Origin of the sequence: Haloflavibacter putidus (genome assembly GCF_006546625.1) — a bacterium.
GTDB classification, from domain to species: domain Bacteria; phylum Bacteroidota; class Bacteroidia; order Flavobacteriales; family Flavobacteriaceae; genus Mesonia; species Mesonia putida.
Map to the genome: position 1 here is coordinate 379,948 of NZ_VIAR01000001.1, position 25,172 is coordinate 405,119.

The window sequence follows — 25,172 nt, forward strand, 5'->3', positions numbered from 1 at the left end:
AAGCAGTGTGAAGATAAAATTGGTTTTTTTGGTGCTTGGGATGGGTTTGCTCTTAAACTTGACTTCTTGCCAGGTAGGCAGGTTTATTGTCTATAATTTTGCAGATGTAAAAGACCATAAAAAATTTCCAAAAAGAACCATTAAAGCTCCACAAACTACTTTTCACTTTACGGAAACGACAAATGCAAAAGTTCCTAAAAAATATAAAAACGACTCTACAGGAGTAGAAATGTCTTTTGAAAAGTATCTAGAAGAGCAAAATACGCTAGCCTTTCTTATTATTAAAAACGATACAATTCACTACGAAAAATACTTTGACGGGTACAAACAAAATTCTGTTGTACCCTCTTTTTCAATGGCAAAATCTGTTATTTCTATGCTTATTGGTATTGCCATAGAAGAAAAGTATATTGGTAGTGTAAACGATTCTGTAGGAAAATACGTAGACGATTTAAAAGATAAGAAACTGCAAAACACCAGGCTAGAAGAATTACTACAAATGACTTCCGGTTTAGATTTCAGCGAAAGCTATTACAGTCCGTTTGCAGATGCTGCCGCTTTCTATTACGGTAGAAATTTAGATAAAAAATCTAAACGCTTAAAAATAAACCCCAAAGCAGAAAACACTTTTGAATATACCAGCGGTTCTACCCAATTACTAACTATGGTTTTAGATCGTGCTTTGGGCAAAACAACAGTTTCAGAATATTTACAAGAAAAAATATGGCAACCAATTGGTGCAAAATATAATACCAGTTGGAGTTTAGATAAGAAAAACGGCATAGAAAAAGGCTTTTGCTGTCTAAATGCAACAGCTATAGATTATGCCAAATTAGGAAGATTATACCTCAAAAAAGGAAAATTTCAAGAAAAACAAATAGTACCAAAAGATTGGGTAGAACGCTCAACCAAAATAGATACCAGCAATGGTAGTGCGGCTTATTACCAATATCAATTTTGGTTACCAACTGCTAATGGCGATTTTCTAATGGATGGTTTTTTAGGGCAATATGTCTATGTAAATCCAGAAAAAGAATTAATTATTGTACGTTTGGGTAAAAAAGAAGGCGATGTAGATTGGTGGAAGGTTTTTCCTTACTTAGCCAGTAAATATTAAATAATTAACAATGAAAAATATACTTGGTTTATTACTCCTTTTTAGTTGCACTTTTGCAGTAAATGCGCAAAACGTAGAGTTTTTTATAGATAAAGACTTTACGGAAATCAAACTCTACAGCAAAATAGAAGCTACGTTAATAAAGAGCGACCAAAACAAGGTTGTAGCACAAAATATAGCAAAAGAAGACTTAAGCGTAAAGGTAAAAGATGGTACTTTACGGATTAAATCCGGCTTATCTGAAATTTTTGAAGACGATATAATTCAAATTAAAATTTATTATACCGGCGCAAAGCTTTTAGATGTAAACGAAGGTTCTGTTATAGAAGTGCAAGATAAAATAGTACAACCAGAACTTACTTTATCTGCTCAAGAAGGTGCACAAATTATCACGCAATTAGAAGTAGAAAAATTAATTATTAAGGTGTATAGTGGCGGCCGTATATTAGCCAAAGGTACTGCCAAGCAACAAGAAGTAGCCGTAAAAGCCGGCGGTAGTTATGAAGCCAAAAAATTAGAAAGTATAACCACGCAAGTTAAAGTAAGTGCCGGCGGTAGTGCAGATGTTTTTGCCAGTAAATCTTGCGATGCTAAAGTAACCGCAGGCGGTACAATTTATATTTATGGCAATCCTTCTACTTTAAAACAAAAAACTACCTTTGGCGGAACGATTATCAGCAAAAATTAAAAACGCAATAACGTTTAGGTTTAAAAAGATATAATTTAATGTTTCAAGATATACTCTCGGCCATACCCTTGGGATTTTTCTTGGCTTTTTTATTAGGCCCGGTTTTTTTTGTATTGTTAGAAACCGCTGCCATAAAAGGTTTTAGAGCTGCTGTTTTTTTTGATGTTGGCGTTATCCTATCAGATGTGGTATTTTTATCTATTGCTTATTTTAGTACCAGTAAACTATTAAACAGTATTAAAGACGATCCGGCTTTGTTTGTCTTTGGCGGTTGTATTTTAGCCACTTACGGCATTATAACTTTTGTAAAAGAGAAAAAAATAGTTCCTAATCCAGAAGATACAGAACTTAGAAAACTCAAAAAAAGCGATTTTATAGGGCTTATAGTAAAAGGCTTTTTACTGAATTTTGTTAATATAGGTGTTTTGGGTTTTTGGCTGGGTTTAATTATAGTTTTTGGCCCCACGATGAATATGGATCCAGAGCGTCTTTTGGTATTTTTTATGACTGTGATAGGAACCTATTTTGTTCTAGATTTACTAAAAATACTCTTAGCAAAAAAGCTTAACCATAAATTAACCCCCATTCGTATTTACCGTATTAAAAGAGGTATAAGCATTGCGATTATGGTCTTTGGTGCAATTTTAATAAGCAGAGGCTTGTTTCCGTCAGAGCTAGAGCAAGTAGAAAACCAGGTAGAAACCATTCTACCAAACGGTAAGAAATAAAAAAATCTCTTAAAAATAAGAGATTTTTTTTGAGGTGCCGAGCGGATTCGAACCGCTGTAGATGGTGTTGCAGACCACTGCCTAGCCACTCGGCCACGGCACCTTTTGTAAGAGGAATGCAAATGTAATAAATTTTTGCAAATAGCAATAAAATTATCGTTCTTTAGATAGACATATTGTAACGCTTTCTACATCTCCTCCCAAGGGTGGATTTAATTTAGAGACTTCTACGTCTGCTTTTATAACCTCTTCTTCCTCTTCAAATATTCTATCTAAAATTCGCTGTGCCACATGTTCTAGCAATTTAGAGCGTTTGGCCATTTCTTTTTTTACTATTTTATTAAGAGAGACATAATCTATGGTATGCTCTAACTTATCGCTATAAGCAGATTTTTCTAAATAGCCGTATACGGTTAAATTTACCAAATAATCGCTACCAATTTTTTCTTCTTCTTTCAAGCAACCGTGGTAGGCATAAACCCTAATATTGTTTAAACGTATTTTTTCCATAACAAATACTTCTTTTAAGTACTAAGGTAACTTTTTCTACGCGTTTAACCAATTAATTTCTCGCCTACAATACCAATTAAAAATCCTAAATTGGCACCTAAGGCCGGCAACCAACTTTGTTCTAATTTGGCTTGTGGTGCAATATCTTCAAAAATTAAATATAAAATACCACCACTTGCAAAAAGCATTAAAGAAGAGGTTACTTCTGGTTGGTCTTGCAAAAAGAAATATCCAATTAACGAGCCCACAATACCACTAAAGCTCAAAGCAAACATAAGCCATAAAGTTTTTTGGTTACTAAAGTTGCTTTTACGTAAATCTTGGTAAGAGTTAAAGGCTTCGGGTAGGTTTTGTAAACCTATAAAAATAGCCAGCAAAATACCGGTTTTGGTATCTGTGGCAAAAATAGCTCCCAAGGCAATAGACTCGGGTATAAAATCCATTAACATAGCGAGAAGCTGTGCTATTTGACCGCCTTTTTTTTCTAAAAATCTATCGATAAGAAAAAAGGTTAACGAGCCCAGAACAAACCAAATTATAACCGGGGCTAAACTTAATTCTTCCATACCTTTAGGCACTAAAACCATGGCTAGGGCAGAAAGTATTATCCCACCACCAAAGGCGGTTATACTGTGGTTAAAAATGGTACGATGTTTACTTTGTTTAGATTTTTTGGTAAAATAGTGCGCTAAGAATCCGCCTATAATTACGGTTATACCAGAAAAACCAGCGTATAATAAAATCTCACCCAATTCACTCATAAACTATAATTTTAATGGTTCTACTTTTTAAAAAATTCCGCGAAAGCGAACTTGAACACTTATTTTTCTAACTTCTTTTATCTTTAAGTTGGGGTAGGGGTTTAAAATTAAAAATTTTATGCGCGGATGTATATTTATATAACGTTAAAAATTCTGGTAGTAATAGTCGCTGAAATCTTAAATGGAGTTGGAAAAAACATTTGAAGTATAATTTTACTGAAATAGGTTTTTTTTCCGTAAAGAAATCTTCCGTAAAGAAAATTTTACCTTCTTTATACTTTCCGATTATATTTTGAAAATACTTTAAACCTAGCGTTCTACAAGTTTTTTATTTTTGATAACTTTGTTGCTTATACCTTGTACTTATGACAGAGCAAAAAAAATCGCTTAATTTTATTGAGCAAATTATAGAAGAAGACCTAAAAAACGATTATAAAAAAGAAGATTTAAAGTTTAGATTTCCGCCGGAACCCAATGGCTATTTGCATATTGGGCACGCATCTTCGATAAATCTTAATTTTGGTTTAGGATTAAAATACAATGCGCCGGTAAATTTGCGTTTTGACGATACCAATCCTATAAAAGAAGAACAAGAATATGTAGATTCTATAAAACGCGATGTAGAGTGGTTGGGTTTTAAATGGGAAAAAGAATGTTATGCTTCAGATTATTTTCAGCAGTTGTACGATTGGGCGGTAAAGCTTATTAAAGATGGCAATGCGTATGTAGACAGCCAAACATCTGACGAGATTGCGCAACAAAAAGGAACGCCTACAGAACCGGGAAAAGAAAGTCCGTACAGAAATCGTAGCGTAGAAGAGAATTTAGAACTTTTTGAAGCCATGAAAAATGGCGAAACCAAAGAAAAAGCGCACGTTTTACGTGCGAAAATAGATATGGCTGCCGGCAATATGCTTATGCGCGATCCGGTTATGTACAGAACTTTGCACCAAACACACCATCGCACAAAAGATAATTGGAAAATTTACCCAATGTACGATTGGGCACACGGCGAAAGCGATTTTATAGAAAGTATTTCGCACTCGTTTTGTACTTTAGAATTTTTACCGCACCGCGAATTGTATAACTGGTTTTTAGAAAAAATTAAGCAACCCGGCGATTTTTTACCGAAGCAACGTGAGTTTGCAAGACGTAATTTAAGCCATACGGTGGTAAGCAAGCGCAAATTGGCACAATTGGTAGAAAAAAATGTGGTAGAAAGCTGGGACGATCCCAGAATGCCAACTATTTCTGGCTTACGCCGAAGAGGTTACACACCGCAATCTATAAGAAAATTTGCCGAATCTATTGGTGTTGGTAAGCGCGAAAATATGATAGACATGTCGCATTTAGAATTTTGCGCCAGAGAAGATCTGAATAAAACCGCGCCGCGGGTAATGGGTGTTTTAAATCCGCTTAAAGTGGTAATTACCAATTATGAGCAAGAAGAAGAGTGGTTAGAGGCAGAAAATAATCCCGAAGACGAAACTGCTGGAAGCCGTGAATTACCTTTTTCTAAAGAGATTTATATAGAGCAAGAAGACTTTAGGGAAGAGGCAAACCGCAAATTTTTCCGTTTGAAGTTAGGGAAAGAAGTGCGGTTAAAAAATGCTTACATTATAAAAGCTAACGATTGTGTAAAGGACGATGATGGTAATGTAATAGAAGTTCATTGTACATACGACCCAAAAAGCAAAAGCGGTAGCGATTTTGAAGAAGCAAAACGCAAAGTAAAAGGCACGTTGCATTGGGTATCTATAAAACACGCTTTACCGGTACAAGTTAACGAGTACGACCGTTTATTTACGGTAGAAGATCCAACTGCAGATAAAGAAAAAGAGTATTTAGAATTTGTAAACCCAAACTCGTTAAATGTTACTACCGGTTTTGTAGAACCGAGTTTAAAAAGTGCTAAAACCTTAGATCGTTTTCAGTTTCAACGTATTGGTTATTTTTGCGTAGATAAGAAGAGTAGTGCAGAAAAATTGGTTTTTAATAAAACAGTAAGCTTGCGCGATTCTTGGGCTAAGAAAAAATAATTAAGAATATTTTAGCATAGGTATTTAAGATATTAACCGGTTATTAACAGCAAGAATACGAATGTTTTGTACTTTTGAGACAAATATATGTTAACTTAACAAACAATAACCATGGCAAATTCAGGAAATACTTTCTTAGCATTGATAACCGGAGCAGCAATAGGCGCGGGAATAGGTATGCTATATGCACCAGATTCTGGTGTAAAAACACGTAAAAAACTTAATAAAGAAGCAAAAAAAGCAAAGGGTAGGTTTGATAAACAAATGAAGGAAACAACTTCACAACTAAGCGATACTGCTCAAAAGGCAAAGGTGAATTTTGAAACACGTTTAGAAGAAACCTTATCTTCTGCAAGTTATAAAGCAGACGATATTTTAAAGTCAATGGAGAGTAAATTGGAAGAGTTGCGTGAAAAAAATGCACGTTTACAAAAAGAAGTCCAAAAAGAAGAGGCTAAAACCAAAGGCAAAAAATTAGCATAAAACTTTATGGGTCTTTCCAATCTAACCAACCACATTAACGACCTTAATGAAAATATTCAAGCATACGTGCAAAGTATGCTTGAATATTATAAGTTGGATGCTTTTAAGAAAATTACAAAATTTTCTTCTGCTTTAATTAAGATTTTATTAATGGGTAGTCTTTTCTTTATGTTTCTGGCCTTTATATCTGTAGCCGGCGCATTTCTTATTGGTAACGCAATAGGAAGTTATACGTTAGGTTTTTTGATTATGGGAGGTATTTATTTCTTACTTTTCTTATTTATTTTACTTTTCGGAAGGCCTTTGATAGACAAAATTATACTCGAAAAAGTTTCGGCCTTATATTTTACATCAGATCAGCAAGAAGAAGTTTTAGATAAGACCTTAGAAAATCAGACCGTTAATAACCAAGAAAAACCGGACGATGAAAACTTATAAATCTTATCACGAAGTAAACCACGACCTTAAAATTTTACGTTTGCAAACGCAAATAGATAAGGAAAAAATTAAACTTAGCATCAATGATGTAAAAGAAGACTTATCGCCTATAAATATTGCAACCAACGTAGCGGTTTCTATTGCAAAAAAAGCTTTAATATTAAAAGCAGTAAATAAAATTTTAGGTATTCAGAAGGCTAAAATTGTAGGTAAAACCCGAAGCTAATTTTAGCTTTTTAAATTTTATTGGTCTTTATTTTCATCATACAAATTGTCATTATCTTCTTGCTCGTTTCTGTTATCTTTTAATTTTTTCTTGGCTTTATCTTTTCTATTTACAATGCCTTTAGCTTTGTTTTGTTCTTTCATTTTTTCGCCAATTTGGTTAGATGCGGTAAAAGAAGCAATCATATTATTTAGCATATCGCTTCCGGCTTGAGGCGAGTTTGGTAATAAAATCAAATTAGTATCGGTTTCTTCACCAATAGATTGTAGCGTATCGTAATGCTGGGTAACCACAATAAGCGCAGATGCTTCTTGCGAGTTTATACCTACGTTGTTTAAAACATCTACAGATTCTTCTAAACCACGCGCAATTTCACGACGCTGATCCGCAATTCCTTGCCCTTGAAGGCGTTTACTCTCTGCTTCGGCTCTAGCCTTTGCAACTATCTTAATTCGCTCTGCTTCGGCTTCGTATTCGGCTGCAACTTTTTCTCTTTCAGAAGCATTAATGCGGTTCATAGCAGCTTTTACCTGTACATCTGGGTCAATATCTGTTACCAGGGTTTTAATAATATCATAGCCGTAATCTATCATTGCATCGTTTAGTTCTGCTTTAACGGCATTGGCAATATCGTCTTTGCGCTCAAAAACACTGTCTAATTTCATTTTAGGTACTTCTGCTCTCACTACATCAAAAACGTAGGAAGTGATTTGGTCTTGCGGACTTTCTAATTTATAAAAAGCATCGTAAACGTTATCGCGTAATACTTGAAATTGCACCGAGATTTTTAAACGCACAAAAACATCGTCTTTGGTCTTGGTTTCTACCAAAACATCTAACTGCTGAATACGTAAATTTATACGGCCGGCAATTTTATCTACCAATGGTATCTTTAACTGTAAGCCAGACCTTCTAATGCTTAAAAATTTACCAAAGCGTTCTACAACGGCTGCGGTTTGTTGTCTTACAGTAAAAATTCCGCTAATTAAAATAATTAATCCCAGTAAGACGATAAAGCCTAATAAAAACATTCCCATAATAGTATAGTTTAAAAACGTGGTAAGATACTTAAATTTTTATTAGCGAAAGCGCAAATATTTTTGCTTTATAAAGTGTTTAAAGAGTTTTTAAAACCTTATTCGAGCAAGATTCCTTCCGTAAACAAATGCAATAAAAGAATTTTAAAAGCTCTTTTTTACGAACTTCCATTCCGCGTAAAGCAATAAAAAAACCGCTTTTATATAAAAACGGTTTTAAATTCTGTCAAATGAATAAATTTTTTCTAATCAAAATAATTAATAGCATAATCTATTCGCTTTAAGGTTTCTTCTTTTCCAATAGAAGCCATTATATGAAACAAGTCTGGGCCTTTCATCTCGCCAACAAGCGTTAGGCGTAAAGGTTGCATAACTTTTCCAAAACCAATACCTTGTTCTTTTATCCAAGGTTTTAAATTATTTGATAGGCTATCTTGTGAGAAATCTTCTATTTTTTGTAATTGCTCTTTAACTTGTACCATTATTGTGGTAGTATTTTCTTTCCAGGCTTTTTTGGCTGCCTTGGAATCAAAATCTTTTGGAGCTTCAAAATAAAAAGAGCTTAAACTCCAGAAATCGCTAACAAATTCGGCACGTTCTTTAATGGTTTTTACTACTTCGGTAACATAATCTATAGTAGTTTTTACACCTTTCTCTTCTAAAATTTGAAAATATTGGGTTGCCAATTTTTTATTGTCTTCTTGCTGTAAATAATAGTGTTGAAACCATTTTGTTTTCTCTGGATCAAATTTAGAACCAGATTTAGAAACGTGTGCTAAGCTAAAAGCTTCTACTAATTCCGGTAATGAATAAATTTCTTTTTCCGAACCTTCTCCTTCGTTCCAACCTAAAAACGCCAGCATATTTATTACCGCTTCTGGCAAATAACCTTCTTCGCGATAGCCACTGGCAACATCGCCGGTTTCCGGATTTTTCCATTCTAACGGAAATACCGGAAAGCCCATTTTATCGCCGTCTCTTTTGCTCAACTTTCCTTTTCCGGTTGGTTTTAAGATAAGCGGCAAATGCGCAAATTTTGGCGCTTCCCAACCAAAAGCTTTATAGAGTAAAACGTGTAAAGCCATAGAAGGTAACCATTCCTCTCCGCGAATTACATGCGAAATTTGCATTAAATGATCGTCTACAATATTGGCTAGATGGTAAGTGGGCATGCCATCGCTTTTAAAAAGTACTTTATCGTCTAAAGTACTGGTATCAATTTGTATTTCTCCACGAATTTCATCGGTCATATGCAAGGTTTCTTTTTCGGGAGTTTTAAACCTAATCACATACGGCTCGCCATTGCGCAATTTTTCGTGTACTTCTTGTTGCGATAATGCAATAGAGTTAGAAAGCTGTTTGCGGTTATGCCAATTATAAATAAAGGTTTTCTTTTCTGCTTCATAATTAACGCGTTGCAAATTTAATTCTTGGGCAGTATCAAAAGCATAATAAGCGTGGCCGCTTTCTAAAAGTTTATCGGCATATTTTGCATAGATTTCTTTCCGGTCACTTTGACGATATGGCCCGTATTTGCCTTCTTGCTCCGGGCCTTCATCATAGGGAATATTAGCCCAAGCTAAAGCGTTTTTAATATATTTTTCTGCTCCTTCTACATAACGACTGGCATCTGTATCTTCTATTCTTAAAATAAACTGGCCGTCGTGGTGTTTTGCAAATAAATAATTAAAAAGGGCGGTGCGTAAACCACCAATATGTAATGGCCCGGTTGGGCTAGGGGCAAAACGTACTCTAACTGCTTGCATAATTTCTAATTTTTAACAAATATACAATGAATGTTTGCGAATATTCTAGTGATGCAAAAAAGATATATTGAAGGTAAAGTATAATATTGTATTTTTGTATTACCAATGAGTTGATACCTTACTATGCTAATCGAGTTTCGGAATAAAGCAGCGTTTCCCGGTTGGGAACTAGCGCCCCAATTTTTAAGTACTTTAATTACTTCTTATCAAATCAAGAATGTATTGGAAATTGGTTCAGGAGCTAATCCTACACTCGATTCTGATACAGTATTGTCTTTGGGGATAAATTATACCACTAATGATTTATCTGCGGAAGAATTAAAAAAAGCGCCGAAGATATTTGCTACATGGGAGGCAGATTTATGTAATACTCAAGAGATTAAAAATCATTCAAAAAAATATGATTTAATATTTAGTCGAATGGTAAATGAGCATATAGGAAGTGGCAAACAATATTATGAAAATATTTTTGAACTACTTGAACCGGGAGGAGTAACTGCTCATTGTTTTTCTACTTTGTATGCTTTGCCATTTTTGGTTAACAGAATTTTCCCAGAAAAACTTTCCAATAAATTGCTAGATATATTTAATCCGCGCGATCGTCAACAACACGAGAAATTTCCTGCGCATTATAGTTGGAGTAGAGGGCCTTCTAAAAAATATATTCAAAAATTTCACTCACTTGGATATGAAGTCCTTGAGTTTGTTGGCTATTTTGGCCATGGTTATTATAGAAAAAAACTCCCTTTTTTACATCTTTTAGAAAAGCGTAAAACGAACTACTTAGTTAAAAACCCTATTTCCTTCCTAACAAGCTACGCTCACGTTATACTTAAAAAACCGGAGTAAATTTAGGGTAGTCGCTTGTCATATTTTTAAAAATGGATTAGTATAAATTATTCAAATCTCGAATATAAAACTGGGAGGATATTTGATTTACCTAGAAAGTTAAACCATTTTAGGTAAGCTTACTCTAAATTTTTTTATTGTACTTTTAAAGGTGAAAGAAAATTCAAGAGAATATGACTAATTACGGGCAAATTATTCAGAAATTAGAAGTTTTTATTAGACGTTTTTATGTAAACGAATTAATCAAAGGTGTAATTCTATTTTTTGCAATTGGCTTACTTTATTTTTTGTTTACCGTTTCTTTTGAGTATTTCTTTTGGCTACAAAGTAGTGCAAGAAGGGTTCTATTCTGGTTATTTGTAGGAGTGGAAATTGCACTTTTTGCACGTTTTATTTTATATCCGGTAACAAAATTATTTAAACTTGCTAAGGGAATTAATTATTTTGAAGCTTCCAAAATAATCGGAAAACACTTTCCTGAAGTTAATGATAAACTTCTTAATGTTTTACAGCTTAAAACCTCTGAAAAAACTAACCAATCAGAACTGTTATTGGCAAGCATAGAGCAAAAAGCAGAAGAGTTAAAACCAATCCCTTTCCAGAAATCAATTGATTTTCGCACCAACCTAAAATTTTTAAAATATGCCTCTATTCCGTTATTGGTAATTTTGGCAGTTTATATTTCAGGCAATCAAGCACTATTTTCGGACAGTTATACGCGTGTTGTTAATTATAAGCAAGCCTACCAACCTCCTGCGCCATTAAAGTTTTTTATTCTAAACGAAGATTTAAAGGTTAATCAAAATCAAAATTTTGAGCTAAAGGTGCAAACCTTAGGTAAAATACAACCGGAAGATGTAAAAATTGTTTTTAATCAAGATACTTACTATTTGCAAAAATTTAATAATCAATACTTTGCTTATAATTTTATTGGTTTAGAGGAAGATGTTTCCTTTTATTTGGAAGCCAACGGCGTTCGCTCTCCGCAATACAATTTGGAGGTAACCGAAATTCCGCGATTAATAGACTTTGAAATGTATTTAGATTACCCGGATTATTTAGGGAAATCTAACGAAACTTTAAAAGGAACCGGAAATGCAACCATTCCCGAAGGTACAAAGGTCAATTGGCAATTGCGCACGGCTGCAACCAATTTCGTAAAGTTATTTTATGCCGACACCATCTTACAATTTGAGCAAAACCAACCGGAATTTAAATTGGAAAAGCAAATATTGTCCAACTTTCCTTATGAAATTACGACATCTAATAAGGCTTTAGAAAATTACGAACGTCTCAACTATCAATTAAAAGTTGTCAAAGATCAATTTCCGGAAATTGAAGTAGAGATGAAACGGGATAGCTTAAACGCAGATAAATTATACTTTAAAGGCAAATTGAGCGATGATCACGGTTTGCAAAGTTTGCAGGTAATTTACTATCCCACAAAAGAAACTAATAATAGAAAAACTGCCAGTATTGCTATAAATAAAGCTACTATAGATCAATTTGTTTATGCTTTTCCCAATGCCTTGGAAGTAGACGCAGGCAAAGATTATCAATTGTTTTTTAGGTTGCTGGACAACGACCGTATTAATGGTTTTAAAGCTACCAATTCTACCGTTTTCAATTACCGAAAACTAACCGAAAATGAAAAGCGCGACGAGCAATTAAATCAGCAAGAAAAAATGATTAAAGGTATGGATAAATCCATGTCTAAAATGCGCGAGAGTAGAGAAGAGTTTAAAGACTTAGATAAGTTGCAAAAAGAAAAAAAACAACTTAGTTATAATGACAGGAAAAAGCTAGAATCTTTTCTGCAGCGACAAAAGCAACAAGAAAAAATGATGCAGGAATATGCCAAGCAAATGAAAAAGAATTTAAAGGAAGCGCGAAAAGAAAAACCCGATGCCTTTAACGAAGAACTTCAAGAACGTTTAGAACGAACCCAAAAAAAGCTAAAAGAGAAAGAGAAGTTGCTGGAAGAAATAGAAAAGTACCAAGAAAAGCTTAACAAAGAGCAGCTTAACCAAAAATTAGAGCAACTTTCTAAAAAAAATGAAAATCAACAAAAGAATCTAGAGCAGCTGTTAGAATTGACCAAGCGTTACTATGTAGAACAAAAAGCTGAGAAAATAGCCTCAGATTTAGAAGAATTGGCTAAAAAACAGTCGCAACAATCTAAGCAAGAAAAGCAGGAAAACACTGCGGAAAAGCAAAAGAATTTAAATAAAGAATTTGAGGAAATCCAAAAGGAATTAGACAGTTTACAAAAGGAAAATGAGGCATTAAAAAAACCAATGGATATATCGCGCGATAAGGACAAAGAAGAATCTGTAAAAGAAGATCAAGAAGAGGCTACAGAAAACTTAGAAAAAGCCGAACAAGAAGAGCAAGACGCGCAAGAAAAACAAAAAGAATCGCCATCTTCTCAAAAAGCCAAGCAAAAACAAAAAAACGCTGCAAAAAAGATGCAACAAATGAGTGCCAAAATGCAACAAATGATGATGCAGGGCGGTATGGAACAACAGGCCGAAGACGCCAAAATGTTACGACAGATTTTAAAAAATTTGCTTATTTTTTCTTTTGAACAAGAAGATTTAATGGAAGTTTTTAAGACCATTAATAACCGCAATCCAGACTTTGGTAAACAATTACGCAAGCAAAATCTTTTACGAGAAAATTTTGAATTTATAGACGATAGTTTATACGCTTTGGCTTTACGGAACCCAATAATCTCTGATAAGATTACCGAAAAAATTGTGGATGTTGAATTTAATATGGATAAAGCTTTAGACAGACTAGCCCAAAACGAAATAAGAAAAGGAGTTTCTAATCAGCAATACGCTTTAACCGGCGCGAACGAATTGGCTAATATGCTTAATGAATCTTTGGACCAAATGAATGCGCAAATGCAAGCGAACAGTCCCGGACAAGGAAATTCTAAACCCGGACAATCCGGTAATAGTCCGGGAAAAGGTTTTCAGTTACCGGATATAATCAAAAAACAAGGCGAATTAAGTGAGCAAATGAAGCAAGGTATGCAGGAAGGAAAGGGCGAAAAAGGAAAGAAAAAGGGCAAAGGCAAAGATTCTGGTGGACAAGAAGGCAAACAACAAGGAAGCCAACAGGGAAAACAGCAAGGTCAAGGTAAGGGGCAAGGTCAGCAAGGAGATAATGGTGAAGAGCAAAGTAAACGCTTGTATCAAATTTTCCAAGAACAACAAATGCTGCGTATGCAATTAGAAGATATGATACGCAAAGAAGGTTTAGGGAAAAATGCTAAACGTCTTGCTAGAAAAATGGATTTTATTGAGAATAAATTGTTAGAAGATGGTTTTAATTCTGAAACCCAAAAAAGAATGCAGAATTTAGAGCATCAATTACTAAAGTTAAAAGAAGCCAATATAGAACAGGGCAAAGAAAATAGAAGAAAAGCTGAAACCAATCAGAAACAGTATCAAAACACCTTAAACGAGCAGTTAAAAAAGGCTAAAGAATATTTTAATACTACTGAAATTTTAAATCGTCAAAGCTTACCTTTGCGCGAAAATTATAAAATAATTGTGCAAGACTATTTTAAAACAAATTAATGATTAATTTTTTTAGTGAAAATGCTTTTCGGTTGACGCACGCAGAAAAGTATCGCAATTGGTTAGAAGGGGTGGCAAAGTCAGAAGACTTTGTTACCGGCGAATTAAACTATATATTTTGTGACGATGCTTATTTACTTACCATCAACAAAAATTATTTAAACCACGATACCTATACAGATATTATTAGTTTTGATTATGTTGAGGGTAGTTTATTAAACGGCGATATTTTTATCAGTACAGAACGGATAAAAGAAAATGCACAAGATTTTGGTGTGACTTTTGATGAAGAGCTGCGTCGAGTAATGGCGCACGGCATTTTACACCTAATGGGTTACAAAGATAAAAGCGCTCCCGATAAAGAAATAATGCGCAATAAAGAAGACGAAAAAATTAAATTGTTCCACGTGGAACAATCCGAATAGAAAGTTTATGTTTGAAAAGGAATATGATGTAATTGTTGTAGGAGGCGGACACGCAGGAAGCGAGGCAGCCGCTGCCGCAGCTAATATGGGAAGCAAAACACTTCTAATAACTATGAATTTGCAAAATATCGCTCAAATGTCGTGTAATCCGGCTATGGGAGGTATTGCAAAAGGGCAAATTGTTCGCGAAATTGATGCGTTGGGCGGTTATAGCGGTATCGTTTCAGATACTAGTGCTATTCAGTTTAAAATGCTCAACAAATCAAAAGGTCCGGCAATGTGGAGTCCGCGGGTGCAAAGTGATAGAATGCGTTTTGCAGAAGATTGGCGCTTAATGTTAGAGAATACCGAAAATCTTGATTTCTATCAAGAAATGGTTGCCGGCATTTTGGTTGAAAATAATCAAATTAAAGGAGTAAAAACTTCATTAGGTTTAGAGATTAAAGCTAAAACGGTAATTCTAACAAATGGTACTTTCCTTAACGGATTAATTCATATTGGAGATAAAAATTTTGGCGGAGGAAGAAGTGGCGAGCGCGCCGCAACCGGAATCACTGCAGATTTGATAGATTTAGGCTTTGAGGCCGGAAGAATGAAAACCGGAACGCCGCCGCGGGTAGACGGAAGAAGTTTAGATTTTTCTAAAATGATAGAACAACCCGGCGACGATGTACCGGCTAAATTTTCTTATTTAGATATTACAAAACCGCTTACAGAACAGCGTTCTTGCCATATGAGTTACACTTCTCCGGAAGTACATGAAATTTTAAAAGATGGTTTTGATCGTTCTCCAATGTTTAATGGAAGAATTGAAAGTGTTGGTCCGCGATATTGCCCTAGTATAGAAGATAAAATTAATAGGTTTGCAGATAAAGATAGACATCAGTTATTTGTAGAACCGGAAGGTTGGAGTACAGTAGAATATTACGTTAACGGATTTTCTACTTCCTTACCGGAAGATATTCAGTTTGCAGCTTTAAAATCTGTAAAAGGTTTTGAAAACGTAAAATTTTTTAGACCTGGTTATGCGATAGAATATGATTATTTTCCGCCAACCCAGTTAACGCACACCTTAGAAACAAAACTGGTTAAAGGTTTGTTTTTTGCCGGACAAATAAATGGCACTACCGGATACGAAGAAGCAGCCTGTCAAGGGCTAATGGCGGGAATTAATGCAGCTCTGCAAGTTAAAAAAGAAGAAAGCTTTGTTTTGAGTAGAAATGAAGCATATATAGGCGTTTTAATAGACGATCTTATTACAAAAGGTACAGAAGAGCCGTATAGAATGTTTACGTCGCGAGCAGAGTATCGTACGCTTTTAAGACAGGATAATGCAGATTTCCGTTTAACGGAAAAATCCTATAAGATAGGATTGGCTTCCGAGAAGCGCTTGCGAAGAATGCAATACAAGAAAGAACAAGCCAATAAGTTCGTTGAGTTCTTTAAGGAAACCAGCGTTAGTCCAGAAGAAGCTAATCCGGTTTTAGAAGCAAATAAATCTGCTCCTGTAAAACAAAGCGGTAAAATGTTCAAAATTTTTGCACGACCGCAATTAGATTTATCTGACGTACGTAATTTCCGTAAAGTAGAGGAGTATATTCGTGAAAACGATTTGGATAATGAAATTTTGGAGCAGGCTGAAATTCAAGTGAAGTATTCGGGTTATATCGAAAAGGAGAAAAATAACGCCGACAAATTAAACAGACTGGAAAATTTGAAAATCCCGGTAAATTTTGATTATTTCAATATTCAGTCTATGTCTATGGAAGCCCGTGAGAAGTTAAATAAAATTCAACCTAAAACGGTTTCGCAAGCTTCACGTGTTAGCGGTGTTAGTCCTAGTGATATTTCTGTTTTATTGGTTTATATGGGACGTTAAAAGTAAATTGTTCCACGTGGAACAAATACTGTAAAAATGAAGAAAGTAGTTTTCTTAGTTGTTCTTTTGTGCTTGCAGTCCTGTTTTTATGTACATAGGGCTCCCGAGATACCTACCTATAAAATTGTAGAAAATCAGAAAAATCAAGATGCTTTAAATACGTATATTTTTGAATACAATGGCTCTTTTGCTCAAAAAACCAGACTAATCGAAGACTTTTTTGTTTTAACCGAAACACAAAATCCGTACTACTTTACAACCACCAGTTTGGTGGAAGGAAAAGAATTACGCGTAGATATAAGTCCGGTTTATGATTATGACAAGCATTTTAATTTGTTGGAAGGTATTTTAGATGCCAAAGAGAATCGCGATAGCAAAACCCATGAGCAAAAACGGAGGAAAGCAATTCAGGATGCAAAAGATGATGAACGGAAGGAAAGACAAAATAAACACCAGTATTTATACATTCGGGTTATGGGAGAAAATGGCGAAGATCTTCTAAAAGGGAAAAGTTTAGAAAAACGAATGGTTCTTCTGCGCCTGCATGAATTCCGAAAAATTTTCAGCTATTAATATGAAATTACTTCAACCTTCTACCATTGCTTTTACTTGTAAAGATTTTAGTGTATCGCAAGAAAATTTTGATCTTTATTATAATGATGATAAAAGTATTCTAATTACCCAACCGCAGCCTTCCGGAGAAAAACTAGCAGATTATTATAAGAGCGAAGCCTATATTTCGCACACCGATTCTTCTAAAAGTTTTACCGATAAAATTTATCAAATGGTAAAGCGATTTATGCTGAAGAAAAAGTTGCGTTTATTAACAAAACAAAATAAACGCGAAAAATCGCTACTAGATATTGGTGCAGGAACCGGTGATTTTTTAGCTTTGGCAAAAGAAAACAATTGGCAAATAAATGGAGTAGAGCCTAACCAAAAGGCACGGAGTTTAGCTAAAGAAAAAGGAGTGTTTTTAAATAATTCTTTGGAAGATGTAAAGAGCAAGTTTGCAGTAATTACTTTATGGCACGTTTTAGAGCATTTACCAAATTTGGAAGAGCAAATAGAAAATATAAAAAAACTGCTGCAAGACGACGGGAGTTTAATAGTTGCCGTTCCTAATTTTAAAAGTTACGATGCAGAATATTATAAGGAATTTTGGGCAGCTTACGATGTGCCTAGACATCTTTGGCATTTTTCGCCTGCAGGCATAAAAAACTTATTTTCTAAGTTTGATTTAGAATTGGTGCAAACAGAAGCTTTACCCTTTGATTCTTTTTATGTTAGTCTACTTTCCGAAAAGTATAAAAATAAGTCTAATAATTTTATAAAAGCTTTTCAAATTGGATTACAAAGTAATTTGAAGGCAAAAAAGTCCGGTAATTATTCATCTTTAATTTATATTTTAAAAAATAAGCCAAATTAGGTTATTTAAAGCATTATTGTAGCGTCTAGGTCTATTTATGCCTTAATTTTAAAGAAATTATCTATAATCGAAAAATACACCGTCATTTTTAATAATATTTAACTATAAATATAATTAAATTAATAGAAAATATTTATTCTATTTTAAAATAAGATTTTTGATTTAGGATGCTTATTTTTGCGTACAAATAAAAATCAATCATGAAAAAATTAATTTTAAGTATTGCGGCAGTTGCATTATTAGTTTCTTGTAATGAAACAGAAAAAACCGCCTATGTAGATAATACAGAGCTGATAAAAGAATATAAAGAAATGAAATCTACTGAAAGTAGGTTTAATAAAAAAATGGAAAAGCTCAAAACCGAATTAGATTCTGTAGCCAAGGTTTTTCAGCTAGAAGTGCAAGAATACCAACAACAAGCAGAAAGCATGTCTATGCAAGACAGACAGAAAAGAGAGCAAGAATTGATGCAAAAACAGCAAGTCTTGCAGCAGCAACAGCAAAGACAAAGTAATAGATTGCGTCAAGAAAGTGATGCGGTGATAGACTCGTTAATAGACACTGTAAAAGATTTTGTGGTAGACTACGGCAAAGAGCATAATTACACTTATATTTTTGGCTCTAACGAAACCGCCAATATTATGTATGCCAAAGAAGGCAAAGACATCACAGATGACGTTTTAAAAGCTTTAAATAAAGAAGATAATAAAACAGACAAAGCAGAAGATGTTAAAGAGTAATTTCTAGTCGTGCAGCTTAGCGTATTTTTCTTTACGGAAATATGCTAAGCTGTTTCTTTTCTATGCAATAAACGGGTTAGCTTTATAGACAAATCTGTAAGTACCATTTTAGAATTGGTATTGCGTTCTATATGATAAATGGCTTCTTCAAGCTGCGCTACTATCTCTATAATATTACCGCCATGCACAAAAGGTGCAAATTTCTCTAATTGAAATTTTTTCTCATTAGGTTCTAAATAAACCAATTTGCCTACCGTATAGTTTTGCAAAAGTGCTTGTCTAAAAAAGTCTAAGCAATAATATAAAAAACGTTTTTGCACTTCACGATTTTCTTTAGAAATTTCTTCGCTCCAATTTAGTAATGCGTTAATAGCGGTTTTATTTCCTTTTGCTCTAAAAGCAGTGCGTACCCAGTTTATAAACCATTTTTCAAATTGCGCATCCGTTTCGTCTTTTTCTAAAATATGCAAAGCATTTCTATAATTTCCTTGCGCCTGGTGTGCAATTTTTTTAGCTTCTTTTTGGTTTACTTGTTTAAAGTTGATAAGCGCTTCTTCTATTACTTTTTCGCCTAGAGGCGGAAAATGAATTACCTGACACCGCGAGCGGATGGTTTGTAAAATTTGCTGTTCATTATCGCTAATTAATAAAAAAACGGTTTTTGTAGGTGGTTCTTCTATAAGTTTAAGCAGTTTATTAGAGGCTTCCATATTTAGTTTGTCTGCTCCCCAAATAAGCATTACTTTATAACCGCCTTCATAAGCTTTTAACGACAAAGATTTTACAATATCTTGTGCTTCGTGTACGCTAATGTTACCTTGCTTTCTTTCTATACCAACCGCTTGGTACCAATCAAATAAATTTCCGTATGGATTTTCTTTTACAAAATTACGCCATTCTTCCAAAAAATAACTGGATACCGGTTTGGTTTGTATTTTTGCAGTAGAGGCCACCGGAAAGGCAAAATGCAAATCTGGATGCGCCAATTTTTTAAACTTTAGGTTACAAGCTTCTTTTCCGGTAGTATTTTCAGAGTTGGTATTACTGCATAAAATATATTGCGCATAAGCTATAGCCATGGGCAAAGTTCCGCTGCCAGACTTACCTACAAAAAGCTGCGCATGCGGTATACGACCCCTGTCGGCACTTCCGCAAAGGTGATTTTTAAGATGTTCTAAACCTAAAATTTCCGAAAACAACATATTCGGCTAAATTAGCCATTTTTAATTTATTTTGAAGCCCTAGAAAAGCAATAATTCTTTAAATTTGGAAAAATTCGAAACCAATGAAAACCTTAGACAATTATAATTTCAGTAATAAAAAAGCTTTAATTCGCGTAGACTTTAACGTCCCACTAAACGAAAATTTTGAAGTTACCGATACCACCAGAATAGAAGCTGCAAAACCTAGCATAACCAAGATTTTAGAAGATGGTGGCGCAGTTGTTTTAATGTCGCATCTGGGAAGACCGGTTGGTAAAGAAGAAAAATTTTCTTTAAAACATATTACTTCTAAAGTTTCTGAGATTTTGGGTGTGCAAGTTAAATTTGTCGACGATTGTGTGAGTGACGAAGCTTTTGCAGCATCAGAAAAATTGGAGAATGGCGAAATACTTTTATTAGAAAACCTGCGTTTTTATCAAGAAGAGAAAGAAGGTAACGAAGATTTTGCACAGCAATTGGCCAAACATGGCGATATTTATGTAAACGACGCTTTTGGTACCGCACATCGCGCTCACGCTTCTACTGCCGTTATTGCCAAATATTTCGAAAACAAGCGTGCCGGCAGGTTATTAGAAAAAGAAATTAATAATTTGGATAAGGTTTTAAATGCAAAAGAAAAACCGGTAACTGCAATTTTGGGTGGCGCAAAAGTTTCTTCTAAAATTACGGTGATAGAAAATATTTTAGAAAAAATAGACCATCTTATAATTGGTGGTGGTATGACTTTTACTTTTATAAAAGCGCAAGGCGGAGAGATTGGTGATTCTTTGGTAGAAGAAGATAAACTCAATTTGGCCTTAGATATTTTAAAACTAGCTAAAAAGCGAAATGTAGAAGTGCATTTACCCGTAGACAGCGTGGTAGCAGATAAGTTTGATAAAAATGCCAATACCAAAACAATGCCGGTAGATGCAATAGAAAATGGCTGGATGGGATTGGATATTGGCACAAAAAGTGTTGCAAACTTTACGGAAATAATAAAGGCTTCTCAAATTATATTGTGGAACGGCCCAATGGGTGTTTTTGAAATGGAAAAATTTGCAGAAGGCACGATAAAAATAGGCGAAGCTATTGCCGCGGCAACCAAAAACGGTACATTTTCTCTTGTTGGTGGCGGAGATAGCGTTGCAGCCGTAAAACAATTTGGTTTAGAAAATCGCGTTAGTTATGTTTCTACCGGCGGCGGCGCTATGTTAGAAATGTTAGAAGGCAAATCTTTACCCGGCATTGCAGCTCTAGAAAATTAGAAATACAAAAAACCCCTTTTATAAATTATGCGAAACGTACTTTTTATTCTTTTCTTTTTACCAATAGTTGTTTTTGGTCAGAAAGAACTAAAAGAACAACCTATTAAAGAAACCGCTGCGCAAACGGCAAATCCGGATAGTACAGATTTGTTAATACCAGATTATACTACTATTTCGCCAATTCCTGAGATTTTAAAAGACTCGGTTGTTTTTGCTTTAAAAGATTATAAAAAAACTGCCGTAATAGATTCTTTATGGATAAAAGAACTTATAAATTCTGATTTGTATCCCAAAATGCGCAAAGCTATCAGTAAAATAGCCAAGAGTGAAGAGCTGGAAACCGAAGATGAAATTATAAAGCACGTTCCTACAGATACCTTAAAAAAACGTTTGGCAATGTTAGATGCCAAAACCCCGTTTAATATTAGTTATAATACTTCTTTAGAAAGCGTTATTCATTATTACCTAAAACGCGATCGTGAATCTATGGAACGGTTAATGGCTTTAAGCGCCTACTACTTTCCTATGTTTGAGCAAAAATTAGACAAGTACCACATTCCGTTAGAAATGAAATATTTGGCAATTGTAGAGTCGGCCTTAAATCCGCGTGCAAAATCGCGTGTTGGCGCTACCGGTTTATGGCAATTTATGTTTGCTACCGGCAAAATGCACGATTTAAATGTGAGCAGTTATGTAGACGAGCGCATGGATCCGTTAAAATCTACAGAAGCAGCAGCACAATATTTAAAAAGACTTTACGGAATGTTTAACGACTGGGATTTGGCTTTAGCCTCTTATAACTCTGGTCCCGGAAACGTTTCTAAAGCCATAAGACGTAGTGGTGGCAATACAAACTATTGGGAAATGAGACGTTTTTTACCACGTGAAACTGCAGGTTATGTACCGGCATTTTTGGCAACAATGTACATTTTTGAATTTTCTAAAGAACACGGTTTTGAGCCCTACAAGCCAGAAGTTACTTATTACGAAACAGACACTATTAAGGTAAAACAATTATTAAAGTTTGAGCAAATTAGTAAAGTAACCGGTATAGATAAAGAATTGCTTTCGTTTTTAAACCCGAGTTATAAACTGGGTATTATTCCTTTTATAAAAGGAAAAGACTACGCCATACGTTTACCTTTAAAAGAAACCGGCGTTTTTGTGGCTAACGAAGATGTGATTTACAATTTTGTAGAAGAAAAACTAGAAGAAGAAAAAGAAAGTTTGCCGCGTTATGTAGAAGCAGATGCAAAAATTAGATATCGTGTTCGAAGTGGCGATTATTTAGGAAAAATAGCCGAGCGTTATGGTGTTGGCGTAAGTAAAATTCGCCGGTGGAATAATCTGCGCGGCAACAACATTAGAGTTGGGCAATATCTCACTATTTATCCGCGTAAGCCAGCTACAAATGTTGCTGTAACCGCTTCTAAAACAGAAAAGAAAAAGAAAACTGCTATAGACCAAAAAATATATACGGTAAAAAGCGGTGACTCCCTCTGGAGCATTTCTAAAAAATTTCCTGGTATTACGGTTCAAAATATTCAAAAATGGAATGATATTCGCGGGCATAAGCTAAAACCCGGAATGAAGCTAAAAGTATCTGACGGGTAATTATCTATTCTAAACCTGTTATTATGAAAAAAACACTGTTATTGTTGGGAGTGTTCTTAAGTCTATTTGCCTGTAAAAACGGCGAAAAAAATGAAATTGTTTTATCTACTAGCACCGGGCGTATTAACCATTTAACGGTAATAACCGATAATGATTTGTGGCAAGGTAAAGTAGGCGAAGCTTTACGCGATACCCTGGCCAGCCCCGTAGAAGGTTTACCCCAGCAAGAACCTTTGTTTACCATTAGCCATATACCGTCTAAAGCTTTTAAAGGTTTTGTAAAAACCAATAGAACTTTCCTTAAAATAGAAAAACGCAAGCAAGCTTCTTTTAGAATTACCAAAGATACCTTTGCCAAACCTCAAACAGGAATATATATTGCAGGTCCTACTTCAGATACGATTATCTCGCTTTTTAAAGACAACAACCAGAAAATAATTAAAGCCTTAAAGCAAACCGAAATTTACGAGCAACAAAGAAGAATTTCAAAATCTTTGGAGAGTGATGCTTATTTAGAAGAAAATTTAGGCGTTTCCTTACGTTTTCCTTCGGCTTACCGTTATGCAAAAAAACAAGAAGATTTTGTTTGGATACGAAAAGACATTCCTAACGGCAGTATGGAAATGTTGATTTACGAAATTCCTATGCAGGTTATAGATAAAGATACCAACGTTATTGCCAATATTATAAAAATGCGCGACTCTATTGGGCAGAAGTATATTCCCGGTCCCAACAAAGGCAGTTACTTAAAAACAGAAGATGCTTACGCCCCGTATTTGTTTGAGTCTAAAGTAGACGGACATTTTGCTTACGAAACCAAAGGCACTTGGGATGTAAAAGACGCATTTATGGCGGGACCATTTATAAATTATGCCATTAAGGACGAAAAAAACAATAGATATCTAGTTTTAGAAGGTTTTATCTTTAGACCTTCTGCCAGCAAACGTGATCATATGTTTGAACTGGAATCTATTTTAAAATCTGCACGATTAGAATAAAATAACTATTCGCTTTTCCTTTACGGAAGAAACTCGGATAGAAGAAATGTCTATATACTTTTTTACATCTTTTAATCTTTCCGTAAAGCCAAAAAAAATAACTAAAAAAAGCTGAATAATGATTTAATCACTATTCAGCTTTTTTTATTCCTTAACTAACAAATTATTAAGAATTACATTTTATTATATAAAAAAACTAATTTTTATTCTCTTTCACTTTTTGTTCTCCGTTGTTATCATCGTCTTTAGAAGCGTCTTTAAATTCTTTAATCCCGCTACCAAGACCTTTCATTAATTCGGGTATTTTTTTACCTCCAAACAAAAGTAAAATAACAACACCAATAATTACGTATTGCCACACCCCAACGACTAAAAATATTCCTAAAGTCATAATTTCTAAGTTTATTATAGCTACAAAATTACTAATTAAAATTTAATTTGTAGGTAATACCAAGCATAAATCGTTCACAATTATAGAATATCCTATATTTGTAGAGTAAAATTTAGCAATGCAGAAAAAAAAGCCCAAAAAGAAGTTAACCAAGAAATTACTGCATAAATACCGTTTGGTAATTTTAAATGAAGACACTTTTGAAGAGCGGTTTGCTTTTAAGTTAACCCGTTTAAATGTGTTTGTTAGTGTTGGGCTTTCGGTAATAATTTTAATTGCGCTTACTATTTTGCTAATTGCTTTTACCCCGTTGCGTGAATATATTCCCGGCTATTCTTCTGCGGCATTACGTGTAAAAGCTACCAATTTGGTTTACAAAACAGATTCTTTACAACAAGTTATTCATAAGCAAAACCAATACTATAACTCTATTAGAAAAGTATTAACGGGAGAAGTAAGTCCGGGAGAAATACCTTCTGAAGATTCTATAGAAGAATTAAGGAACCAAAGTTTGCCCAAGCATATAGATTTAAGCGCTTCTGCGGCAGATTCTATTTTGCGGCATCAAGTGGAGCAAGAAGACAAATACAACGTTTTTGAAGAAGCCGTAGCAAAAACAGAGTTTAAATTGTTTGCCCCGGTAAAAGGAAAAATATCGCAAGAATACAACGCTGCAGAAAAACATTATGCCGTAGATATAACCACCAAAATCAATACGCCCGTAAAAGCTACAGCAGATGGCACGGTAATTTTTTCTGAGTGGACCACCGAAACCGGTTATGTAATTATTTTAGAACACAGTTATGGTTTGATTTCGGTGTATAAACACAACGCTTCTTTAACAAAAGAACAAGGAGAGTTGGTAAAAGCAGGAGAAGTAATAGCAATGGTTGGTTCTACCGGAGAGTTTACCACCGGTCCGCATTTACATTTTGAGTTGTGGAGCGACGGGTATCCGGTAAATCCAACAGATTTTTTAGAATTTGAAAAATAA

At 34.5% G+C, this 25,172-nt stretch carries 24 protein-coding genes and 1 tRNA gene; 18 read left to right on the forward strand and 7 right to left on the reverse strand.

The features are described 5' to 3' along the window. Window positions 1-7 precede the first annotated feature (7 nt). The 3 genes from FKR84_RS01695 to FKR84_RS01705 are packed head-to-tail and all read left to right on the forward strand — an operon-like array spanning window position 8 to window position 2,533. On the forward strand, window positions 8-1,117 hold the full coding sequence (locus tag FKR84_RS01695) for a serine hydrolase domain-containing protein (protein ID WP_233357628.1): 1,110 nt from the start codon (window positions 8-10) through the stop codon (window positions 1,115-1,117). A 10-nt stretch (window positions 1,118-1,127) separates the two neighbouring features. Further along, a complete protein-coding gene (locus FKR84_RS01700) occupies window positions 1,128-1,805 on the forward strand; it encodes a head GIN domain-containing protein (RefSeq protein ID WP_141420450.1) in 678 nt (225 codons plus the stop codon). Window positions 1,806-1,843: 38 nt separating this feature from the next. Next, window positions 1,844-2,533, forward strand: a complete 690-nt coding sequence (locus tag FKR84_RS01705) for a LysE family translocator (RefSeq protein ID WP_141420451.1) — start codon at window positions 1,844-1,846, stop codon at window positions 2,531-2,533. 32 nt (window positions 2,534-2,565) lie between these two features. Here FKR84_RS01705 and FKR84_RS01710 read toward each other — a convergent pair. The 3 genes from FKR84_RS01710 to FKR84_RS01720 form a co-directional block, all read right to left on the reverse strand. Beyond that, window positions 2,566-2,636 (reverse strand) — tRNA-Cys (locus FKR84_RS01710). A gap of 50 nt (window positions 2,637-2,686) precedes the next feature. Then, entirely contained in the window at window positions 2,687-3,043 is a 357-nt protein-coding gene (gene folB / locus FKR84_RS01715; protein ID WP_141420452.1) for a dihydroneopterin aldolase, read from the reverse strand. A gap of 44 nt (window positions 3,044-3,087) precedes the next feature. Then, window positions 3,088-3,804: a ZIP family metal transporter gene (locus FKR84_RS01720; RefSeq protein WP_141420453.1), complete on the reverse strand. Its 717-nt coding sequence runs from the start codon at window positions 3,802-3,804 to the stop codon at window positions 3,088-3,090. A gap of 365 nt (window positions 3,805-4,169) precedes the next feature. Between FKR84_RS01720 and FKR84_RS01725 the strand changes: the two genes are divergently transcribed. The 4 genes from FKR84_RS01725 (at window position 4,170) to FKR84_RS01740 (ending at window position 6,990) form a co-directional block, all read left to right on the forward strand. Continuing rightward, window positions 4,170-5,843, forward strand: coding sequence for a glutamine--tRNA ligase/YqeY domain fusion protein (locus FKR84_RS01725; RefSeq protein WP_141420454.1), 1,674 nt, complete (start codon window positions 4,170-4,172; stop codon window positions 5,841-5,843). 111 nt (window positions 5,844-5,954) lie between these two features. Next, window positions 5,955-6,326, forward strand: coding sequence for a YtxH domain-containing protein (locus FKR84_RS01730; protein ID WP_141420455.1), 372 nt, complete (start codon window positions 5,955-5,957; stop codon window positions 6,324-6,326). Between the two features lie 6 nt (window positions 6,327-6,332). Continuing rightward, entirely contained in the window at window positions 6,333-6,764 is a 432-nt protein-coding gene (locus tag FKR84_RS01735; RefSeq protein ID WP_141420456.1) for a phage holin family protein, read from the forward strand. Continuing rightward, complete coding sequence (locus FKR84_RS01740; protein ID WP_141420457.1) at window positions 6,751-6,990, forward strand: DUF6327 family protein; 240 nt, start codon at window positions 6,751-6,753, stop codon at window positions 6,988-6,990. Before FKR84_RS01735 ends, FKR84_RS01740 begins: the two co-directional genes overlap by 14 nt. 17 nt (window positions 6,991-7,007) lie before the next feature. Here FKR84_RS01740 and FKR84_RS01745 read toward each other — a convergent pair whose 3' ends face one another. Further along, window positions 7,008-8,027 carry an SPFH domain-containing protein gene (locus tag FKR84_RS01745; protein ID WP_141420458.1) on the reverse strand — a complete coding sequence of 340 codons (1,020 nt, stop codon included), beginning with the start codon at window positions 8,025-8,027 and terminating at the stop codon, window positions 7,008-7,010. Window positions 8,028-8,272: 245 nt separating this feature from the next. Continuing rightward, window positions 8,273-9,793: a glutamate--tRNA ligase gene (gene gltX, locus FKR84_RS01750; protein ID WP_394348473.1), complete on the reverse strand. Its 1,521-nt coding sequence runs from the start codon at window positions 9,791-9,793 to the stop codon at window positions 8,273-8,275. A gap of 123 nt (window positions 9,794-9,916) precedes the next feature. Here gltX and FKR84_RS01755 point away from each other — a divergent pair, with 123 nt between their 5' ends. The 7 genes from FKR84_RS01755 (at window position 9,917) to FKR84_RS01785 (ending at window position 18,705) form a co-directional block, all read left to right on the forward strand. Further along, entirely contained in the window at window positions 9,917-10,642 is a 726-nt protein-coding gene (locus FKR84_RS01755) for a methyltransferase domain-containing protein (RefSeq protein ID WP_141420460.1), read from the forward strand. A gap of 173 nt (window positions 10,643-10,815) precedes the next feature. Beyond that, window positions 10,816-14,232, forward strand: coding sequence for a hypothetical protein (locus tag FKR84_RS01760; protein ID WP_141420461.1), 3,417 nt, complete (start codon window positions 10,816-10,818; stop codon window positions 14,230-14,232). Next, window positions 14,232-14,657, forward strand: coding sequence for an rRNA maturation RNase YbeY (ybeY, locus tag FKR84_RS01765; protein ID WP_141420462.1), 426 nt, complete (start codon window positions 14,232-14,234; stop codon window positions 14,655-14,657). The genes FKR84_RS01760 and ybeY overlap by 1 nt, the downstream gene beginning before the upstream one ends. Window positions 14,658-14,664: 7 nt before the next feature. After that, window positions 14,665-16,536 (forward strand): tRNA uridine-5-carboxymethylaminomethyl(34) synthesis enzyme MnmG, encoded by a 1,872-nt coding sequence (mnmG, locus tag FKR84_RS01770; RefSeq protein ID WP_141420463.1) that lies wholly within the window; start codon window positions 14,665-14,667, stop codon window positions 16,534-16,536. A gap of 36 nt (window positions 16,537-16,572) precedes the next feature. After that, on the forward strand, window positions 16,573-17,109 hold the full coding sequence (locus FKR84_RS01775) for a hypothetical protein (RefSeq protein ID WP_141420464.1): 537 nt from the start codon (window positions 16,573-16,575) through the stop codon (window positions 17,107-17,109). Between the two features lies 1 nt (window position 17,110). Further along, entirely contained in the window at window positions 17,111-17,965 is an 855-nt protein-coding gene (locus tag FKR84_RS01780; RefSeq protein ID WP_233357629.1) for a class I SAM-dependent methyltransferase, read from the forward strand. A 200-nt stretch (window positions 17,966-18,165) separates the two neighbouring features. Beyond that, window positions 18,166-18,705, forward strand: a complete 540-nt coding sequence (locus FKR84_RS01785) for an OmpH family outer membrane protein (RefSeq protein ID WP_141420466.1) — start codon at window positions 18,166-18,168, stop codon at window positions 18,703-18,705. Window positions 18,706-18,749: 44 nt separating this feature from the next. Here FKR84_RS01785 and FKR84_RS01790 read toward each other — a convergent pair whose 3' ends face one another. Further along, on the reverse strand, window positions 18,750-19,907 hold the full coding sequence (locus FKR84_RS01790; RefSeq protein WP_141420467.1) for a DNA polymerase III subunit: 1,158 nt from the start codon (window positions 19,905-19,907) through the stop codon (window positions 18,750-18,752). An 83-nt stretch (window positions 19,908-19,990) separates the two neighbouring features. Here FKR84_RS01790 and FKR84_RS01795 point away from each other — a divergent pair, with 83 nt between their 5' ends. From FKR84_RS01795 to FKR84_RS01805, 3 genes are read left to right on the forward strand one after another with little or no spacing between them, the layout of a single operon-like run. Beyond that, entirely contained in the window at window positions 19,991-21,175 is a 1,185-nt protein-coding gene (locus tag FKR84_RS01795) for a phosphoglycerate kinase (RefSeq protein ID WP_141420468.1), read from the forward strand. 27 nt (window positions 21,176-21,202) lie between these two features. Then, the gene (locus FKR84_RS01800) at window positions 21,203-22,789 is read left to right on the forward strand and encodes a lytic transglycosylase domain-containing protein (RefSeq protein ID WP_141420469.1); all 1,587 of its coding nucleotides are present in this window, start codon (window positions 21,203-21,205) and stop codon (window positions 22,787-22,789) included. A gap of 23 nt (window positions 22,790-22,812) precedes the next feature. After that, window positions 22,813-23,787, forward strand: a complete 975-nt coding sequence (locus FKR84_RS01805) for a DUF4837 family protein (RefSeq protein ID WP_141420470.1) — start codon at window positions 22,813-22,815, stop codon at window positions 23,785-23,787. 196 nt (window positions 23,788-23,983) lie between these two features. On the opposite strand, the gene FKR84_RS01810 is transcribed toward FKR84_RS01805, so the two are convergent. After that, on the reverse strand, window positions 23,984-24,178 hold the full coding sequence (locus tag FKR84_RS01810) for a twin-arginine translocase TatA/TatE family subunit (RefSeq protein WP_233357630.1): 195 nt from the start codon (window positions 24,176-24,178) through the stop codon (window positions 23,984-23,986). Between the two features lie 118 nt (window positions 24,179-24,296). On the opposite strand from FKR84_RS01810, the gene FKR84_RS01815 reads away from it, so the two are divergent. Next, complete coding sequence (locus FKR84_RS01815) at window positions 24,297-25,172, forward strand: M23 family metallopeptidase (protein WP_141420472.1); 876 nt, start codon at window positions 24,297-24,299, stop codon at window positions 25,170-25,172.

Coding starts and splice junctions, on each gene's coding strand:
- ybeY (WP_141420462.1), top strand. CDS start 14,232: ATGATTAATTTTTTTAGTGAAAATGCTTTTCGGTTGACGCACGCAGAA.
- FKR84_RS01795 (WP_141420468.1), top strand. CDS start 19,991: ATGAAAACCTTAGACAATTATAATTTCAGTAATAAAAAAGCTTTAATT.
- FKR84_RS01745 (WP_141420458.1), bottom strand. CDS start 8,027: ATGGGAATGTTTTTATTAGGCTTTATCGTCTTACTGGGATTAATTATT.
- folB (WP_141420452.1), bottom strand. CDS start 3,043: ATGGAAAAAATACGTTTAAACAATATTAGGGTTTATGCCTACCACGGT.
- FKR84_RS01775 (WP_141420464.1), top strand. CDS start 16,573: ATGAAGAAAGTAGTTTTCTTAGTTGTTCTTTTGTGCTTGCAGTCCTGT.
- FKR84_RS01810 (WP_233357630.1), bottom strand. CDS start 24,178: ATGACTTTAGGAATATTTTTAGTCGTTGGGGTGTGGCAATACGTAATT.
- FKR84_RS01735 (WP_141420456.1), top strand. CDS start 6,333: ATGGGTCTTTCCAATCTAACCAACCACATTAACGACCTTAATGAAAAT.
- FKR84_RS01705 (WP_141420451.1), top strand. CDS start 1,844: ATGTTTCAAGATATACTCTCGGCCATACCCTTGGGATTTTTCTTGGCT.
- mnmG (WP_141420463.1), top strand. CDS start 14,665: ATGTTTGAAAAGGAATATGATGTAATTGTTGTAGGAGGCGGACACGCA.
- FKR84_RS01790 (WP_141420467.1), bottom strand. CDS start 19,907: ATGTTGTTTTCGGAAATTTTAGGTTTAGAACATCTTAAAAATCACCTT.
- FKR84_RS01700 (WP_141420450.1), top strand. CDS start 1,128: ATGAAAAATATACTTGGTTTATTACTCCTTTTTAGTTGCACTTTTGCA.
- FKR84_RS01725 (WP_141420454.1), top strand. CDS start 4,170: ATGACAGAGCAAAAAAAATCGCTTAATTTTATTGAGCAAATTATAGAA.
- FKR84_RS01740 (WP_141420457.1), top strand. CDS start 6,751: ATGAAAACTTATAAATCTTATCACGAAGTAAACCACGACCTTAAAATT.
- gltX (WP_394348473.1), bottom strand. CDS start 9,793: ATGCAAGCAGTTAGAGTACGTTTTGCCCCTAGCCCAACCGGGCCATTA.
- FKR84_RS01730 (WP_141420455.1), top strand. CDS start 5,955: ATGGCAAATTCAGGAAATACTTTCTTAGCATTGATAACCGGAGCAGCA.
- FKR84_RS01755 (WP_141420460.1), top strand. CDS start 9,917: ATGCTAATCGAGTTTCGGAATAAAGCAGCGTTTCCCGGTTGGGAACTA.
- FKR84_RS01760 (WP_141420461.1), top strand. CDS start 10,816: ATGACTAATTACGGGCAAATTATTCAGAAATTAGAAGTTTTTATTAGA.
- FKR84_RS01785 (WP_141420466.1), top strand. CDS start 18,166: ATGAAAAAATTAATTTTAAGTATTGCGGCAGTTGCATTATTAGTTTCT.
- FKR84_RS01780 (WP_233357629.1), top strand. CDS start 17,111: ATGAAATTACTTCAACCTTCTACCATTGCTTTTACTTGTAAAGATTTT.
- FKR84_RS01805 (WP_141420470.1), top strand. CDS start 22,813: ATGAAAAAAACACTGTTATTGTTGGGAGTGTTCTTAAGTCTATTTGCC.
- FKR84_RS01720 (WP_141420453.1), bottom strand. CDS start 3,804: ATGAGTGAATTGGGTGAGATTTTATTATACGCTGGTTTTTCTGGTATA.
- FKR84_RS01800 (WP_141420469.1), top strand. CDS start 21,203: ATGCGAAACGTACTTTTTATTCTTTTCTTTTTACCAATAGTTGTTTTT.
- FKR84_RS01815 (WP_141420472.1), top strand. CDS start 24,297: ATGCAGAAAAAAAAGCCCAAAAAGAAGTTAACCAAGAAATTACTGCAT.